Source organism: Pseudomonas sp. NPDC087612 (genome assembly GCF_044743505.1).
Taxonomy (GTDB): domain Bacteria; phylum Pseudomonadota; class Gammaproteobacteria; order Pseudomonadales; family Pseudomonadaceae; genus Aquipseudomonas.
This window is the reverse complement of the sequence record NZ_JBIUWO010000004.1, coordinates 385,855-403,635: the sequence shown is the minus strand read 5'-3', so window position 1 is coordinate 403,635 and position 17,781 is coordinate 385,855. Positions and strand designations below refer to the sequence as shown.

Genomic DNA, 17,781 nt, shown 5'->3' with positions numbered 1-17,781 from the left:
GAGCCTGACCGTGCCATCGCAAGGAAACCGTATGAGCCTGTCACTTCTCAGCCGCTACGCCTTCTTCGCTGCCTGTGTGTTGTTCACCCTGGTCAGCCTGCCCTTCCTCCACCACGAATGGCTGTGGCCGTTCACCCTGGTGACCGCCGTGCTCAGCCTGATCGGCCTTGGCGACCTGCTGCAAAGCCGTCACGCGGTGCGCCGCAACTACCCGATCCTGGGCAATATCCGCTACCTGGTCGAAGGCATTCGCCCGGAAATCCGCCAGTACTTGCTTGAAGCCGACAGCGATGCCCTGCCGTTTTCCCGGGCGCAGCGCTCGCTGGTGTATGCGCGGGCCAAGAACGAAGCTTCGGACAAGCCTTTCGGCACCCTGATCGACGTGTACCAGTCCGGTTTCGAGTTCATCGGCCACTCCATGCGCCCGGCGCCGCTCAGCGACCCGTCGAGCTTTCGGGTAATCGTCGGCGGCCCGCAGTGCACGCAGCCGTACTCGGCGTCGGTGTTCAATATCTCGGCGATGAGCTTCGGCTCACTCAGCGCCAACGCCATCCGTGCCCTGAACCAGGGCGCCAAGCTGGGCAACTTCGCCCACGACACCGGTGAAGGCAGCATCAGCCCCTACCACCGCGAACACGGTGGCGACCTGACCTGGGAACTGGGCAGCGGCTACTTTGGCTGCCGCACCTCGGACGGGCGCTTTGACCCCGAGCGCTTTGCCGAGCAGGCGCGCAACCCGCAAGTGCGGATGATCGAAATCAAGATGAGCCAGGGCGCCAAACCCGGCCACGGCGGCATCCTGCCCAAGCACAAGGTCACCCGCGAAATCGCCGAAACCCGCGGGGTAATGATGGGTGAAGACTGCATCTCGCCGTCACGCCACAGTGCGTTCTCTACCCCGATCGAGATGATGCAGTTCATCGCCCAATTGCGTGAACTGTCAGGTGGCAAACCGGTGGGCTTCAAGTTCTGCCTCGGCCACCCCTGGGAGTTCATGGGCATCGCCAAGGCCATGCTGGAAACCGGCATCCTGCCTGACTTCATCGTCGTCGACGGCAAGGAAGGCGGCACCGGCGCGGCGCCGGTGGAGTTTACCGACCATATCGGCGTGCCACTGCGCGAAGGCCTGCTGTTCGTGCACAACACCCTGGTGGGCCTGAACCTGCGCGACAAGATCAAGCTCGGCGCCAGCGGCAAGATCGTCAGCGCCTTCGACATCGCCAGCGTCCTGGCCATCGGCGCCGACTGGGCCAACTCGGCGCGCGGCTTCATGTTTGCCATCGGCTGCATCCAGTCGCAAAGCTGCCACACCAACAAGTGCCCGACTGGCGTTGCCACCCAGGACCCGCTGCGCCAGCGCGCCCTGGTGGTGCCCGACAAGGCCCAGCGGGTGCACAACTTTCACCACAACACCCTCAAGGCCCTGGCTGAAATGCTCGCCGCCGCCGGCCTCGATCACCCCTCGCAACTGCAAGCCAAGCACCTGGTGCGGCGCATCTCGGCCACCGAGATCAAGCTGTTCTCGCAGATGCATGTGTTCCTCAAGCCGGGTGAATTGCTCAGCGGCGAGGTCAACGGCGAGTTCTATTCGCGGATGTGGCAGATGGCGCGGGCGGACAGCTTCGAGCCGCAAGAGGTGGCGGCGGCCTGAAAATCGGTAACGCTAGGGGACGCGGGGCCAGTTGTGATTGTAGTTTTCATCTTCCAGGATGGGCTTCATGACAATGAAGCCCTGCTCACCGGTGACGTAGATCGAATAGAACCGGTTGTCCACCAGCGGCGCGCCCATGCCCCCTGCCGCCACCAACCGCTCAAAGTCCGAGCGTTCACCGCCAATGACATTATTGATCCCCAGCCGGGGAAAAAACTGCGCATGCAACACCGAATTGGAGCCGCTGAGGATGTATCTCAGTAGCGGCATGTGGGTGATGGCGCCATGTCCTCTGGGCAACCAGTTACCGTCACCGGGTGCCCTCAGGTAGTTGTACCTGTTTACGTCGCGCAGCTCACTGCGTGATACCAGGTCATTGGCAATGTAGTGCGCCATGGCTGATTCAAGTTCTTTCTTGGCGATGATCACCTGGCCATAGGCATAGCTGAAGGCAAACATGAACAGCGTTGGCAAGATCAACAGCCAGCGCAATCCCGGCCAGACCCGCCCCAGCAACTCGTGACTGAACAACAACAGTAAAACCAGCACTGGCGAAAAGCCGATGAAGTTTCGAGCCTCAAGGTTGGGCTCGGCAAGAAACAGCATCATGCCCGGCACACTCCAGACCAGGGCCACCGGGCTGAGCAGGTACAGCAGCGCAACGCCAAACCTGGCGGACGGCCGCCCGTGCATCTGGCGAATGTTTCCCATGAGCAATACAAAACCGGCACCTGCCCCCAATAGCAGGGCAAGCGTCAGCACATTGCCCGCAGAGGCCATCAGCAAGCCCAGCATCTGCATTGAAACGCACAACTTCTGCCACACCACACCGAGCCACTGCTGATCAACGGGCAGGTGGCTGCCGCGGGTATCGACAGCCAGTGGGTAGGCGGTAAGAAAATACATCAGGCCACCGACTACCAGTTGCACAAGCCGCTCCACAAGCATCACCAGCACTGCCTGCAGCGCAACCTTGTCTCTTACCCCGCGGATGAACTCGACAATGCACAAGCCAATAAACAGGCTGATGCTCAGTTGATATAGGCTCAGCGTTACGGCAATCAACAGGGCCGCCAGCAGCGTGCGAATAGTGCGATGTTCAACCCGGCAGGTTATTGCATAGATCACCGCGACCAGCGCCAGCACCATCCCCGGACCGTCGTATTGATAGGTCAGATTGCCGAGGAAAAACGGATTGCATAGCACTGGCAGGATCACCAGGCATCTGGTAATCCCGGGGCGAGGAAACAGCCACAACGTCAGGCGCGCCATGGCCATGGCCAGGGCAACAATGCTGATCAGCAAGGGCATCGGGAAGATATTGATCGTTGCCTGGCTGAAGGTCAGTACCTTGTACAGCCACTCGAGCAGAATTCTGCCTTGATTGCGCCAGGCGCCCTGGGCCTGCAGCAACGCCCGCCAGTTGTCATCCACATAGGCGTAGTCGGCATGAACAATGGGAAACACGTAAGCCAGGGACAGAACAATAAAAAACAACAGCACCTGTTGGGGGCTTAACACCCGTTCACTCGCCAACACGCTTGGCCCCCTTTCGATAGCTCGTGCCATTGGCCCTGACGATCTCTTTGACCACATACCGGGGTCGATGCTTGGCCTCCATGTAGATACGGCCGATGTACTCCCCCAATATGCCGATACCGATCAGTTGCACCCCGCCCAGAAACAGTATCGCTGTCATCAATGACGGATATCCGGGCACCTCATTGCCGAACAGTAGCTTGTCCACTACCAGGTAACCGGCGTACAGCAACGCCAACAACGAGATGCATGCGCCGACATAACTCCACAAGCGCAAAGGCCAGGTGCTGAACGAAGTTATGCCGTCCAGCGCCAGGTTCCACAGCCGCCAGACGTTGAACTTGCTGCGCCCCACCGCCCTCGGCGCGCGGTCGTATTCGACGATGGCGACGTTGAACCCCGCCCACGACAGCACCCCCTTCATGAACAACTGCTGCTCGGGCAAGGTCTTGATCACGTCCACCACCTTGCGGTCCATCAGGCGAAAATCGCCGACGTTTTCTTCAATATGGGTGTAGGCAATACGGTTAAGCAGACGATAGAACAGCGAGGCGCTGCGACGCTTCAGGTAACCATCGCTGGAGCGATCCCGACGCTTGGCCAGGACCACGTCGGCACCGTCGCGCCACGCGTCGATCAACTGCGCAACCACCGCTACCGGGTCTTGCAGGTCAACATCCATGGGTACCACGGCGTCACCGCTGGCGTACTCCAGGCCGGCGAACAGTGCCGGTTCCTTACCGAAGTTGCGCGAGAAGTTGATCAGCACCACGTCCCTGTCCGCCAGCGCGAGCGAACGGGCGACCTCGGCGGTGCGGTCGCTGCTGCCGTCGTTGATGAAGACGATTTCAATGCAGTGTGCCTGCAACGAGGGTTCTTGACGCACAGCCTGGTAAAACAGTCTGAGCGCCTGTTCTTCGTTGAACACCGGCACGATCAGCGAGACGTTCATGACTCGGCCCCGCGAAACACCAGCCATTTGGCCAGCAGGAAGCCGCAGGTCAGGCTGATCAGGGAAAAACTCACTACCGTGATCATCCCGTGCAGCCGCCAGTGGTCGCCCAGCCAACCCACCGCCAGGCTGACCGTGCCCAGACACAGCATGAACAGCAGGTAGCGGCCGATCGAGGGCGGCACGGCGAAGGTGTAGAGCGCATTGACGTAGTAGGAAAGGCTCGCGGCAACACAAAACGCCAGCAGGTTGCTCAGGGCCTGGCTCAGGTCGAACTCGACCCGCAGGACGAAAAACAGCTGCCAATGAACCAGGGTATTGGCAATGCCAATTACGCTGTAGGTGGAAAATCCTTTCCATAGGTTGGCCATTGCCTGTCACGCCTCGCTGACCGTTGCGCCTGGGCTCAGCAGGCCACGCCATTGGCGGTTCGTCTACTGATACTAATGACAGGAACGGACGATTTACGACCAACGGTCTGTTGCTCAAGGGACAATCGAGACATCCGGTAATACGCAACTTTTGCAATTCGCTGCCAATACCGCCACCCTGCCCCCCGCCCGACGTGCGGCGCGTGTGTTTGCCGGCGTCTGCCTGTCACTATTAAACCCACTGTTCAAGAGCCCGCTGCCATGCTTAACGGACGCGACCCGCGCATCGATTTCTTTCGAGGCCTGGCGTTGATCTTCATTTTCTGGGATCACGTCCCCCACAACCCTTTAGGCCAGATCACCCTGCGTAACATCGGCTTCAGCGATGCCGCCGAGGTTTTCGTCTTCCTTGCCGGCTACGCTGCAGTGCTGGCCTACGGCAAGGTGCTGCAGCGCGACGGTTATCTGATCGCCTGCGTGAAAATCCTGCGCCGCACCTGGGTGCTGTATGTGGTGCATATCTTCCTGCTGGCGATGCTGATGGGCATCGTGTTCTTTGCCAACAGCCATGTAGAAACTCGCGACCTGGTCGAGGAAATGGGTCTTACCCACTTCGTCACCAACCCTCAGCAAGCCCTGACCGACGAGCTGCTGTTGCGCTTCAAACCCAACCTGATGGACCCGCTGCCGCTGTACATCGTGCTACTGGCCGGCCTGGCGCTGGGGCTGGGGCTGCTGATGCGCAACACCCTGGCGGTGGTCGGTGTATCGATGGCGGTGTACCTGGCGGCCCCCGGCATGGGCTGGAACCTGGCGAATTTTTCCGATGGCGTGTGGTACTTCAACCCGGTCACCTGGCAGTTCCTGTTCGTGCTGGGCGGCGCCGCGGCGTTGTACGGGCAGCAGGCGCGGCCAGCACAAACCCGACCGTTGCGCCGCCAGCCACTGTTCCTGGCAGCTGCCGCCTATTCGCTGACAGCCGGCATCATTACCCTGTCCTGGCGCTGGCCAGAGATTCACGATGCGTGGATGCCGGCCAGCCTCAACAACCTGCTGTACCCGATCAGCAAGACCGACCTGTCGCCGGTGCGCTTGCTGCACTTCCTGGCCCTGGCCTACGTCACCGCCAAGCTGCTGCCCGGCAGCGGCTGGACGCAGAACTGGCTGGCGCAGCAAACCGGGCGCATGGGCCGCTATTCGCTTGAAGTATTCTGCCTGGGGGTACTGCTGGCGCCGCTGGCGGACATGATCAATGCCATGGCCGGCGATGCCTTTGCCATGCAGGTATTCACCGCCCTGGTGGGCGTCGCGATCATGGCCCTGCTCGGCGCCTGGCTGGACTTCAACAAGCGCCTGACCCAGCCGATGCGGGCGGTTGCTACCTGATTCGCGCAGGTAAAAAAAAGCCCGTATCCAAGGATGCGGGCTTTTTTACTTACGCGAGGATCAGGACGCCGAACTTGCCGCGCGCTGTTCCACGCTGTTTGGCGACAGCTTGAACACGTAGTACAGCACGGTCAGCATCACCAGGAACGCCGGGCCGATGTACAGGGCTACGCGGGTTTCCTCGAAGTAGGCCATCAGGCCGACCACCAGGATCAGGAACGCCAGCGCCAGGTAGGAGCTCAGCGGCCACAGCCACATGCGGTACTTCAAGGCAGCGCGCTCGGCGTTGCTCAGGCCGGCGCGGAACTTCAGCTGGGCCAGGAGGATCATCACCCAGGTCCAGATCGCGCCGAAGGTGGCAATGGCGGTTACCCAGACGAAGACTTTCTCCGGCACCAGATAGTTGGCCAGCACGCCCAGCAGCAAGGCTGCGATCGACAGCAGCAAGGCATTGCGCGGTACGCCGTTGCTCGAGGTGCGGGCAAAGGTGGCCGGCGCCTGGCCGTTCTGCGCCAGGCTGTAGAGCATGCGCCCGGTGCTGAAGACGCCGCCGTTGCACGACGACAGCGCGGCAGTGATCACCACGAAGTTGATGATACCGGCAGCAGTCTTGATGCCCAGCCGCTCGAAGGTCATCACGAACGGACTGCCCTGGCTGCCGATTTCGTTCCACGGGTAGATCGACAGGATCACGAACAGGGCGCCGACGTAGAACAGCAGGATGCGCCAGAACACCGAGCCGATGGCTTGGGGAATGGTCTTTTGCGGGTTGCGCGCTTCACCGGCGGTCAGGCCGATCATCTCGACGCCCAGGTAGGCGAACATCACCATCTGCAGCGACATCAGCACGCCGGTCACGCCATTGGGCATGAAGCCGCCGTTGCTCCAGAGGTTGGAGATGCCCATGGCCACGCCATCGTTGCCGAAACCGAAGGCGATGATGCCGACGCCGCCCAGGACCATGGCGATGATGGTGACGATCTTGATCAGGGCGAACCAGAACTCGAACTCACCGAAGGCCTTGACCGCGATCAGGTTGATCGCGCCCATGCTGCCCAGAGCCGCCAGGGCCCAGATCCAGCGCGGCACTTCCGGGAACCAGATGCCCATGTAGATGGCCACCGCGGTGATTTCCGCCACGCAGGTCACCAGCCACAGGAACCAGTAGTTCCAGCCGGTGAGAAAACCCGCCAGCGGGCCGAGGTAGTCTTGGGCGTAGCGGCTGAACGAGCCGGCTACCGGGTTGTGCACGGCCATCTCGCCAAGGGCGCGCATGATCACCAGGATCGCCAGACCGCCAATGATGTACGACAGCATGATGGCCGGACCGGCCATTTCGATGGCCTTGGCCGAACCGAGGAACAGGCCGACACCGATACAGGCGCCCAGCGCCATCAGGCGAATGTGGCGTTCGCCGAGTTCTCGCTTGAGTGGGCCGCCCTGGGCGGTCTCACCATGAGAAGGGTGGTTGCCGACTGGCATAGAAATACAACCTCATTTTGTTATTGGATATGACCATTCGTGCAGGCCTGGCACCGCCGATAGGCTGGATGCGCTGCCTCGCCGGGCACCACCTTGTGAGCGGACCCGTCTGCCGGGTGTGCAAAACCGGCAGAGCGAAAGGGGCGAGCAGTATAGAAAGGCCCCTGCAGGGCATTTCACTGTATAAAGCGCGATATTTGGCGAGAACTCTCGGCAAAAACCGCTTCTACGGAGGGGCATTCCCCGTGCTAGAGCCTCTGCAGGAAACAGGGCGGCTAACATAGCACCAAAACGGGGCAATTCAAGCTCCACCAAAGGCGCATTTCTGACACGTTTTTAGGAAATGCCCGGCAACTGACTACAAATTTTTCACCAAACCCGGCCACCGTCTAAGCTTCAGGCAAGCAAGACGAAAATACGTAGCCGGGCTGAAGACTATGGGCGCATTGTGGCAATCGGAACCGAACAGTACGGAAGCTCCCTCTGAACACCTCGAACCTTCGCCATTGCCGAAAAGCCCACGCCAGCGCCGTCTTTGGTGGCGCCTTTTGTGGCTGGTGCTGCTGCTCGCCCTGATCGCCCTGGGCTATGCCGCCTCCGAAGAAATGCGCACTTCGCGCCTGCAGGCGCGAGAATTCAGCCAGTTCGCCGCGACCCTCAGTTATTCCATGCAACCCGGCCCCAGCGATGCCATTCGTTACCCTGGCGACGGCCCGTTCGACAAGCGCCTGGGCTACAGCTCGCTGGGGGAGTTCCTGCCGCGCCTGCTCAAGCGGGACTACGTCATCAATGAACAGACGCGTTTTTCGCCCGCATTGATGGACTACGTCGATCATGGCTTTTTCGTGCCTTATGCCGAGAAGATTCAGGCAGGCCTGTCGATTACCGACTGCAAGGGCGACGCCCTGTACCAGTTTCATTACCCGCAGCACCTGTACCCCGACTTCGCCTCGATCCCGCCGGTCATCGTCCACAGCCTGCTGTTCATCGAGAACCGCGACCTGCTCGACCCCGACGACCCACTGAACAACCCCGCCGTGGACTGGCCGCGCTTCGCCAAAGCGGCCTACACCCAGGTGGCCAAGTACCTGGCCCTGCCCGGCCAGTCGGCAGGCGGCAGTACCCTGGCGACCCAACTGGAAAAATACCGGCATTCGCCCGACGGCCTGACCGCCTCGGGCAGCGAGAAGATTCGCCAGATGATTTCCGCCAGCGTGCGCGCTTATCAGGATGGCCCGCAGACCCTGGAAGCCCGCCAGCGCATCGTCCGTGATTACCTCAATAGCGTGCCGCTGTCGGCGGTTCCCGGGCATGGTGAAGTACATGGCATGGCCGAAGGCTTGCGGGTCTGGTACGGCGCCGACTTCGCCCAGGTCAACCAGGCCCTGTCGTCCACCGACACCGACCCGGCCAGCCTCGCCGCCCGTGGCCTGGCCCTGCGCCAGGTGCTGTCGCTGATGATCGCTCAACGCCGGCCCTCGCACTTTTTGTCCAAGGGCCGGGCGGAACTGGCGTTGCTGACCGACAGCCACATCCGCATCCTCGCGGCCAGCAACATCATCGACAAGCCGCTGGCGGACGCCGCCCTGGCCAGCAAGGCCATCTACCGCGACTGGGTGGCCCAGCCGACCATTCAGCCAATCGTCACCAACAAAGGCATCAGCGTTGCCCGCAGCCGGCTGTCTTCGGCCCTCGGCCGGCCACTGTACGACCTCGACCGTCTCGACCTGTCGGCCACCAGCACCCTGCAGTCGGATTTGCAGGGCCAGGTCAGCCAGTACCTCAAGGACCTCGCCGACCCGGCCTTTGCGGAAAAAATGGGCCTGTTCGGCGAACGCCTGCTGACCCCGACCAGTACCACCCAGGTGCGCTATAGCTTCACCCTGCTCGAACGCACCGCCGACGGCTCAAGGGTGCGGGTGCAGACCGACAGCACCGACCAGCCGTTCGACATCAACGAAGGCAGCAAGCTCGAGCTGGGCTCGACCGCCAAGCTGCGGGTGCTGACCAGCTACCTGGAAATCATCGGCGAACTGCACGACAAGTACGCCAACACCCCGGCTGCGGAGCTGAAAAAAGTCCCGGTGGCGGAACTGGACTTCATTACCCGCTGGGCCATCGACTACCTGATCCAGAACAAGGACCGCGACCTCAGCGCCATGCTCAACGCCGCCCTTGAGCGCAAGTATTCCGCCAGCCCCGGCGAAGCCTTCTTCACTGGCGGCGGCCTGCATGTGTTCAACAACTTTCGCAAGGAAGACAACGGCCGTATCCCTACCCTCAAAGACGCCTTGCGCGAGTCGATCAACCTGCCGTTCATTCGCCTGATGCGCGACCTGGTGCGCTATAGCACCTACCAGCAGCCGGGCAACAGCGCCAGCCTGCTCAAGGACGATGCCGAGCCGCGCCGCCAGGAGTACCTGGCACGCTTTGCCGACAAGGAAGGCACCGATTACATGCGCAGGTTCTGGAAGAAGTACCAGCGCAAGACGTCGCAGCAGCGCCTGGATACCTTCCTCGACAGCCTGCGGGTCACCCCGATCCGCCTGGCCGCAGTGCACCGCTACCTGTTTCCCGAGGCTGACCAGGCGACCTTCAACGCGTTCGTCCAGGCGCACCTGAAAAAGGACCGGGTCGAGAACAAGACCCCGGCGACCAAGCAGAACACCGTCACCGAGAAACGCCTGCAAGAGCTGTACGAAGCCTACCGCCCGGGCGCCTACGACCTGCCCGACCAGGGCTTTATCGCCAAGGTCCATCCACTGGACCTGTGGCTGCTTGGCTACCTGCTCCAGCACCCCAGCGCCACCTTCCAGGAGGCGGCTGAGGCCGGTCACTTCGAGCGTCAGGAAGTCTATGGCTGGCTGTTCAAGAGCCGGCACAAGGGCGCACGCGACAGCCGTATCCGCACCCTGGTGGAAATCGAAGCCTTCCTCGATATTCATCAGCGCTGGAAACGTGTCGGCTACCCGTTCGACCACCTGGTGCCGTCGCTGGCCACCGCCATCGGCAGCTCCGGCGACCGTCCGGCAGCCCTGGCCGAGCTGATCGGGATCATCCAGAACGATGGCGTACGCCTGCCGGTGCTGCGCATCGACACCCTGCACTTCGCCGCCGATACCCCGTATGAAACCCGCCTGACCAGCGACCCCGACCTCGGCCAGCGGGTGCTCTCGGTGGAAGTTGCCCGGGCCCTGCGCGGCGCCCTCTCGCAAGTGGTCGACGCCGGTACTGCGCGGCGGGTGTCGGGCAGCTTCAAACTGGCCGACGGCACCCCGCTGGTGATGGGCGGCAAGACCGGTACCGGCGATAACCGCATCGAAAGCTTCGGTGCCGGCGGGCGGCTGATCGGCTCACGCTCGCTGAACCGCACCGCGACTTTCGTGTTCTACCTCGGCGAAAACCACTTCGGCACCCTCACCGCCTTCGTACCTGGCCGTGCGGCGGAATCCTTCCGCTTTACCTCGGCCTTGCCGGTGCAGGTGCTCAAGGGCATGGCGCCAATCCTGATGCCCTACCTGGAACCAGGCAGCCACACCCTGTGCAAGCCGCCACGGATGGTCCAGCGTTAGTGGAAGCGCTTGGCGGTCGTGTAGCTTTTGGCCCAGTAACTGTTGCTCAGCGAGTCAATACGAATGTTCTTGCCGGTCCGTGGGGCGTGGATGAAACGCCCTTCGCCGATGTACAGGCCGACGTGGCCGATCCGGCCCTGGCCATTACGGTTGAAGAACACCGCGTCGCCACGTTTTAGCTGGCTCTGCTTGATGGTCCGGGCACCGGACTTGAGCATCGCCGCGGTGGTACGCGGAATCCTGATATCGGCCTCGTGACGGAACAGGTAGACCAGCAGGCCGCTGCAATCAAACCCGCCCTTGACCGACATGCCGCCCCAGCGGTACGGCACGCCGATCAACTCGTGTGCACGCTCGACCAGACGATCGAGGTTGGCTTCCAGCTCGTGCCGTACCGTGTGCTCGCGAGCGATTTGGGTAACGGAGAAATTGGCCTGGGCAAAAAACGACAGCCCCCAGAGCAGGCTGATGAAAAAAAATGAACGCGCCACGGTGAGATACTCACAGGTGAAGAAAACGTGGCGAATCTTAGGGGTGATTTCCGTGGGTGTAGATCAAGCCAATCTGAGGCACTTGTAGGAAAAACCTTAAGCATTCCTACACGAATTCAGCACGTCCTACGTTGATCATGAGAAATATTCTTATTCTCGCGCTTGCTTTAAGATATATCTTGAGTAATATCTGAAGATACATCTAACGCAAACGGAGATCCCCCATGCGTGATCATCATCCCCACCGCGAGCATGGCGACCGGCATGACGGCTTTGAACGCCGTCACGGCCGTGAACGCGGCGATCGCGGCCCCCGCGTGTTTGCCCCAGGCGACCTGAAACTGCTGTTGTTGTCGATGCTGGCCGAGCAGCCCTGCCACGGCTACGACCTGATCCGCCAGATCGAAAGCCTCTTCGATGGCAGCTACAGCCCCAGCCCCGGGGTGATCTACCCGACCTTGAATTTTCTTGAAGAAGCCGAGCTGATCAGCGGCCAGACCCAGGGCAGCAAGCGCCTCTACGGCATTACCGCAGCCGGGGAGAAATCCCTGGCCGACCAGGCCATCGCCCTGGACGGGGTGCGCATGCGCATTGAAGTCAGCAAGCGTTCGCTGCGCGGCCACGACCGCCCGGCCGAGATCCACGAAGCGGTCCACAACCTGCGCCATGCCCTGCAGATGCACAGCGGGCGCTGGAACCCGGCAGAAATCGAGCGGGTCCGCACCCTGCTCAACGACACCGCCAAAGCCATCGTCGCAGGGCCCATTGCGACCTCAACGGAGCAAGCCGAATGACTGTTAGCGAAAACGCCACCATTCACCGCGTCAACCACGAGATCAAGCACCGCCGCCTGAACGTGCTGCGGGTTACCGAGCTGACCCCGCGCATGCGCCGCATCACCCTCGGCGGGCCAGAACTGCAGGGCTTTACCAGCGTTGGCAGCGACGATCACGTCAAACTGATGTTCGCCTGCTCGGCAGAAGAACAGGCCGTGCTCGACAACCTCGACTTCAGCCGCGACGGCCTGCGCCCGACCATGCGCGAATACACGCCGCGGCGTATCGACCTGGCCGGCGGCGAGATGGACATCGACTTTGTCCTGCACGGCGACGGCCCTGCTTCGACCTGGGCGGCCCAGGCGCAAGTCGGCCAGGTGCTCAACATGGCTGGGCCACGGGCCTCGCTGGTGGTCCCGGATATCTTCGACAGCTACCTGCTGGTCGGTGACGAAACCGCGATCCCGGCCATCGCCCGGCGCCTGGAAGAACTACCGGCCGGCCGCAAGGTACTGGTAGTGATCGAGATCGAGAATGCCCAGGAGCAACAAACACTGGCCAGCGCCGCGCAGGTCGAAGTGATCTGGGTTCTGCGCCAGCAGCAGGATCTGCTTGAAGTGGTGAAGGATCTGCCCCTGCCAAGCGGTCAGTTATATACCTGGGTAGCCCTGGAAAAATCGCTGATGCGTAAGGCCAAGCGCCTGCTGATCGATGACAAGGGCGTCAAGGAAGATCTGATCAAGGCCGCCTCGTACTGGCAGCTCGACCCGCACGACGAATGAACGGCTGCCTCAGGGTTGCGTCCTGGCCTTGGCCAGGCGCCCGCCCTGCCAATGATCGAGGCCGAGCAACAGCAGACTGATGGCGACAAACCCGGCGAGAATCGCCAGCGCGTTAAGAAGCACCTGGCCATAGCCCAGTTCGGCCACATCGATGAACGGATAGGGATAGACACCTATCACATGCCCGCGCAGCAGTGCGTAGGCAAAATACCCCAGCGGATACAGCAGCCAGGCCAGCAGATGCCTGAAACGCAGGCTGCCCTTCTCCACGCAGCACCACCAATAGGCCACGAACAGCAGCGGCATGACGTCGTGCAGCAGTTCATCCGCCAGCCATTGCCAGCCTTGCGGGTGCCACAGGTGCCGCAGCAACAGGCTGTAGGCCAGGCCCACGAGGATAATGCTCGCGGCAATACCGGAACTGACCCAGGGCGCGAGAAACCAGCGCCGCAGCGCCGACTCGCGGCCGAATGCCGCGTGGCTCAGCACCACCGCGACCAGGGTATTGCTGAGCACGGTGAAAAAACTGAACAAGGTCACCAGGCCGCCCAGCAGGCTGGCCTGCTCCTGCCAGCGTGCCAGCAACAGCAGGTACATCTGGATTGCCAGCGCGCTCCAGCCCAGGCACGCAGCCAGGGCAATCAACAGCCTGCGCCGGCTCACCGGCTCAGCGGCCGCGCTGCATTTTCAGGTACAGGCGCTCGACTTTCTCGCGGGCCCAGGGGGTCTTGCGCAAGAAGGTCAGGCTCGACTTGATGCTCGGGTCGCTCTTGAAGCAACGGATATCAATGCGCTCAGCCAGGCCGTCCCATTGGTACTTCGCGACCAGCGCGGTAAGGATCTGCTCCAGGGTCACGCCATGCAGCGGGTTTTGATTAGCGGCGGTCATGCCTGTGCTCCAGCCAACGAAAGGTGCGCACCTTAGCCGAGCCACGGCTGCAAGTCTTCAGACTTTTCGCCTTCAAGGTGCTGCTTACAGACATTCTAGTGTGGGCAAAGGCTCTAGCCAGCGCTCGGGCGTTTTATCTTTAATGGTAATGTTATATTGTATCAGCACTATAACACTGCCAAGGACCCCTTCCCTTCATGCGTCACTTACCCCTGCGCCTCTCTCCCCTTGCCGCTGCGCTCTGGCTTGCGTCCCCCGTGAGCCAGGCCGTCGAACTGCAACCCCAGGTGATCACCGCCAACCCGCTGGGCAACAGCGAGCTGGCTGCGCCCACCACTGTGCTCGATGGCGACGACCTGGCCCTGCAACAAAAAGGCAGCCTCGGCCAGACCCTCAACAACCAGCCTGGCGTCGCCTCGACCTGGTTCGGCCCCGGTGCCAGCCGCCCGGTGATCCGCGGCCTGGACGGCGACCGGATCCGCATCTTGCGCAACGGCGTTGGCGCCCTGGATGCCTCGTCGCTGTCCTATGACCACGCCGTGCCGCTGGACCCGGCCACCGTCGAGCGTATCGAAATCGTCCGCGGCCCGGCCGCCCTGCTCTACGGCGGCAACGCCATCGGTGGGGTGGTCAACAGCTTCGACAACCGCATTCCGACTTCGCCCATCGACGGCATTCACGGCGCCGGCGAGTTGCGCTATGGCGGCGCCGACACCACCCGCAGCAGCGCCGGCAAGCTGGAGGCCGGTGACGGCCGCTTCGCCTTGCACCTGGACGCCAACAGCCGCCAGTTCAATGACCTGCGCATTCCCGGCTACGCCCGCAGCTCGAAAGTGCGCGACGCCGACGAACCGGGCAGCAAGCATCGCCTGGAAAACAGCGACGGTCGCCAGGACGGCGGTGCCGTTGGCGGTTCCTACCATTGGGACCACGGCTATGCCGGCCTTTCCTACAGCCGCTATGACTCCAACTACGGCTCGGTGGCCGAGCCGGGCGTGCGCCTGGACATGCAGCAGGATCATTACGGCTTCGCCTCGGAGTTGCGCGACCTCGACGGCCCGTTCAGCTCGGTGAAGGTCGACCTTGGCTATACCGACTACCAGCACCGCGAGCTGGAAAGCGGCGAGGTGCACACCACCTTCAAGAACAAAGGCTACGAGGCGCGGGTCGAGGCTCGGCATCAGCCGCTGGGGCCGGTCGAAGGGGTAATTGGCGCCCAGGTCAGCCGCAACGAGTTCTCCGCCCTCGGCGAAGAAGCTTTCGTACCGCACACCGACACCAACAGCCTGGCGCTGTTCATGCTCGAGCAGTGGCAAGCCACCGAACGCCTGAACCTGAGCCTCGGCGGGCGCCTGGAGCACACCCGGGTCGAACCCGACAGCAAGGGCAGCGAACGTTTTGCCGAGGCTGAGCGTTCAAGCAGTTTCACCGCCGCCAGCCTGTCCTCCGGCGCGGTCTACGAGCTGACACCGGTGTGGTCCCTGGCCGCGACCCTGGGCTACACCGAGCGTGCTCCGACCTTCTACGAGCTGTACGCCAACGGCGCCCACGTCGCCACCGGCACCTACGAGGTCGGTGACCCGAACCTGAGCAAGGAAAAAGCCATCTCCAGCGACCTGGCCCTGCGCTTCGACAACGGCACGCACAAGGGCAGCGTCGGTGTGTTCTACAGCCACTTTCGTAATTACATCGGCCTGCTGGCCAGCGGCAACCTGCGCGAAGGCCACGACCACGACCATGATCACGGCGATGAAGACCACGATCACGACCATGATCATGACCACGGCGGCGATGTACCCGAATACCTCTACCACGGGGTTCGCGCGCGCTTCTACGGCATCGAGGCCCAGGACCGCTGGCAACTGGCGCAGAACCGTTATGGCAGCTTTGCCCTGGAACTGTCCGGCGACTACACCCGGGCCAAGAACCTCGACACCGGCGAAGACCTGCCGCGCATCGCCCCGCTGCGCCTGAACAGCGGCCTGTTGTGGGAACTGGACCGTTGGCAGGCGCGGGTGGACGTGCAGCACGCCAGCGCTCAGCACAAGAAACCGGCCAACGAGACCAGCACCGACGGCTACACCACCCTCGGCGCCAGCGTCGGCTACCGCTTCGATATCGGCCAGAGCCAGTGGCTGGCCTTCGTCCGGGGCGAGAACCTGACCGACCAGACCGTGCGCTACTCAAGTTCGATCCTGCGTGACATCGCCCCGGCACCAGGGCGCAGTGTCGAAGTCGGCTTGCGTACCACCTTCTAAAGCAATAGCCCCCTGTGGGCGCCGGCCTTGCTGGCTCCCACAGCGGATCAGAGTCGCCTGCCTCAACCGCACTGTTACCAATCCGGCAACGGTGCCTCTTGCTGAATTGACTTTTTTTCTTACAAGTTCAGCTATATCCTCCCCGCCGCAAGCTGAACCGCTTCAGTCTATTTCCCTGCAGCTTTATCGCCGATGATCCTCGGAACTCGGTGGCCTTGCCGTTTTTTCAATAATCAAAAGATAGCGCTATCTCATGCCTCAGAACGATCGTTTCCGCTTTTCCCCCGCCACCCGGACACTGCTTTCGGGTCTGGCCATCGCCAGCCTCGCGCCTTGCGCCCAGGCCGCGGCGATGTTCGCCAGCGACTCGCCATGGATGCTTGGCGATTGGGGCGGCACCCGCACGGAGCTGGCTGAACGCGGCTACGACTTCACCCTTGGTTATACCGGCGAGATGGGCGCCAACCTGCACGGCGGCCATGACAACGACAAGACCGCGCGCTACAGCGACCAGTTCGCCCTCGGCACCCACCTGGACCTGCAGAAGATCCTTGGCTGGCATGATGCCGAGTTCCAGCTGACGGTCACCGAGCGTCACGGCAACAACATCAGTAATGACCGCATCAACGACCCGCGCGTTGGCGGCTTTACCTCGGCCCAGGAAGTCTGGGGACGTGGCCAGACCTGGCGGCTGACGCAGATGTGGATCAAGCAAAAATACTTCGACGGCGCGCTGGATGTGAAATTCGGCCGCTTCGGCCAGGGCGAGGACTTCAACAGCTTCCCGTGCGACTTCCAGAACCTGGCGTTCTGCGGCTCGCAGGTGGGCAACTGGGTCGGTGACATCTGGTACAACTGGCCGGTCAGCCAGTGGGCCCTGCGGGTCAAGTACAACCTGACTCCCGAGCTGTACGCGCAGATCGGCGCCTACGAACAGAACCCTTCCAACCTTGATCGCGGCAACGGCTTCAAGCTCAGCGGCAGCGGCACCCAGGGCGCGGTGATTCCGGTCGAACTGGTGTGGAGCCCGGCGGTCAATGGCCTGAAAGGGGAATATCGCGCCGGTTACTACTACAGTAATGCCAAGGCAAGCGATGTCTACAAGGACAGCAACGATCAACCGGCAGCACTGAGCGGCCAGGCTTACCGCAGCAGTTCGAGCAAGCACGGCTTCTGGCTCGGTGCCCAGCAACAGGTGACGTCGCTGGCATCTGACCATTCGCGTGGTTTGAGCGTATTCGCCAACGCCACGCTGCACGACAAGAAGACCAATGCCATCGACAACTATGTTCAGGCAGGTGTGGTGTACAAGGGGCCCTTCGATGCCCGCGCCAAGGACGACATCGGTTTCGCCCTGGCACGCGTGCACGTCAACCCTGCCTACCGCAAGAACGCCCAGGCCATCAACCAGGCCCGCGACGTCAGCGACTTCAACGACTCCCTGTTCCGTCCGATCCAGGACACCGAATACAGCGCCGAGCTGTACTACGGCATCCACCTGGCCGACTGGCTGACCGTGCGCCCGAACCTGCAATACATCCGCCACCCCGGTGGCGTGAGCCAGGTCGATGACGCGCTGATCGGCGGGATCAAGATCCAGAGCAGTTTCTAACCACCCTTTTCACCTAACGG

General features: G+C 62.1%; 14 protein-coding genes. 7 read left to right on the top strand and 7 right to left on the bottom strand.

The features are described 5' to 3' along the window. The first annotated feature begins 31 nt into the window (after window positions 1-31). Window positions 32-1,651: an FMN-binding glutamate synthase family protein gene (locus ACIOVF_RS10710; RefSeq protein ID WP_401289309.1), complete on the top strand. Its 1,620-nt coding sequence runs from the start codon at window positions 32-34 to the stop codon at window positions 1,649-1,651. Between the two features lie 12 nt (window positions 1,652-1,663). Here the strand turns inward: ACIOVF_RS10710 and ACIOVF_RS10705 are convergent, their stop codons facing one another. The 3 genes from ACIOVF_RS10705 to ACIOVF_RS10695 are packed head-to-tail and all read right to left on the bottom strand — an operon-like array spanning window position 1,664 to window position 4,513. After that, the gene (locus tag ACIOVF_RS10705; RefSeq protein WP_401289306.1) at window positions 1,664-3,190 is read right to left on the bottom strand and encodes a glucosyltransferase domain-containing protein; all 1,527 of its coding nucleotides are present in this window, start codon (window positions 3,188-3,190) and stop codon (window positions 1,664-1,666) included. Beyond that, a complete protein-coding gene (locus ACIOVF_RS10700; RefSeq protein ID WP_045197683.1) occupies window positions 3,177-4,142 on the bottom strand; it encodes a glycosyltransferase family 2 protein in 966 nt (321 codons plus the stop codon). Before ACIOVF_RS10700 ends, ACIOVF_RS10705 begins: the two co-directional genes overlap by 14 nt. After that, a complete protein-coding gene (locus tag ACIOVF_RS10695) occupies window positions 4,139-4,513 on the bottom strand; it encodes a GtrA family protein (RefSeq protein WP_045197682.1) in 375 nt (124 codons plus the stop codon). Before ACIOVF_RS10695 ends, ACIOVF_RS10700 begins: the two co-directional genes overlap by 4 nt. Window positions 4,514-4,774: 261 nt before the next feature. Between ACIOVF_RS10695 and ACIOVF_RS10690 the strand changes: the two genes are divergently transcribed. After that, window positions 4,775-5,899 (top strand): OpgC family protein, encoded by a 1,125-nt coding sequence (locus ACIOVF_RS10690; protein ID WP_213603425.1) that lies wholly within the window; start codon window positions 4,775-4,777, stop codon window positions 5,897-5,899. Window positions 5,900-5,959: 60 nt separating this feature from the next. Here ACIOVF_RS10690 and ACIOVF_RS10685 read toward each other — a convergent pair whose 3' ends face one another. Next, window positions 5,960-7,381 carry an amino acid permease gene (locus ACIOVF_RS10685; RefSeq protein WP_401289301.1) on the bottom strand — a complete coding sequence of 474 codons (1,422 nt, stop codon included), beginning with the start codon at window positions 7,379-7,381 and terminating at the stop codon, window positions 5,960-5,962. A gap of 437 nt (window positions 7,382-7,818) precedes the next feature. On the opposite strand from ACIOVF_RS10685, the gene ACIOVF_RS10680 reads away from it, so the two are divergent. After that, window positions 7,819-10,953 (top strand): transglycosylase domain-containing protein, encoded by a 3,135-nt coding sequence (locus tag ACIOVF_RS10680; protein WP_213603419.1) that lies wholly within the window; start codon window positions 7,819-7,821, stop codon window positions 10,951-10,953. Here the strand turns inward: ACIOVF_RS10680 and ACIOVF_RS10675 are convergent. Next, the gene (locus ACIOVF_RS10675; RefSeq protein ID WP_123564633.1) at window positions 10,950-11,444 is read right to left on the bottom strand and encodes a C40 family peptidase; all 495 of its coding nucleotides are present in this window, start codon (window positions 11,442-11,444) and stop codon (window positions 10,950-10,952) included. The genes ACIOVF_RS10680 and ACIOVF_RS10675 overlap by 4 nt on opposite strands. Before the next feature lie 224 nt (window positions 11,445-11,668). Between ACIOVF_RS10675 and ACIOVF_RS10670 the strand changes: the two genes are divergently transcribed. Both ACIOVF_RS10670 and ACIOVF_RS10665 read left to right on the top strand, forming a co-directional pair. Next, a complete protein-coding gene (locus ACIOVF_RS10670; protein WP_045197676.1) occupies window positions 11,669-12,238 on the top strand; it encodes a PadR family transcriptional regulator in 570 nt (189 codons plus the stop codon). Then, window positions 12,235-13,002, top strand: coding sequence for a siderophore-interacting protein (locus ACIOVF_RS10665; RefSeq protein ID WP_401289296.1), 768 nt, complete (start codon window positions 12,235-12,237; stop codon window positions 13,000-13,002). The genes ACIOVF_RS10670 and ACIOVF_RS10665 overlap by 4 nt, the downstream gene beginning before the upstream one ends. A gap of 9 nt (window positions 13,003-13,011) precedes the next feature. Here the strand turns inward: ACIOVF_RS10665 and ACIOVF_RS10660 are convergent, their stop codons facing one another. After that, window positions 13,012-13,665, bottom strand: coding sequence for a Pr6Pr family membrane protein (locus tag ACIOVF_RS10660; protein ID WP_401289293.1), 654 nt, complete (start codon window positions 13,663-13,665; stop codon window positions 13,012-13,014). A 4-nt stretch (window positions 13,666-13,669) separates the two neighbouring features. Continuing rightward, window positions 13,670-13,891 carry a VF530 family DNA-binding protein gene (locus ACIOVF_RS10655; protein WP_045197670.1) on the bottom strand — a complete coding sequence of 74 codons (222 nt, stop codon included), beginning with the start codon at window positions 13,889-13,891 and terminating at the stop codon, window positions 13,670-13,672. A 197-nt stretch (window positions 13,892-14,088) separates the two neighbouring features. On the opposite strand from ACIOVF_RS10655, the gene ACIOVF_RS10650 reads away from it, so the two are divergent. Further along, the gene (locus tag ACIOVF_RS10650; RefSeq protein ID WP_258594679.1) at window positions 14,089-16,149 is read left to right on the top strand and encodes a TonB-dependent receptor; all 2,061 of its coding nucleotides are present in this window, start codon (window positions 14,089-14,091) and stop codon (window positions 16,147-16,149) included. Between the two features lie 253 nt (window positions 16,150-16,402). Continuing rightward, the gene (locus ACIOVF_RS10645; protein WP_045197666.1) at window positions 16,403-17,761 is read left to right on the top strand and encodes a carbohydrate porin; all 1,359 of its coding nucleotides are present in this window, start codon (window positions 16,403-16,405) and stop codon (window positions 17,759-17,761) included. Window positions 17,762-17,781 lie beyond the last annotated feature (20 nt).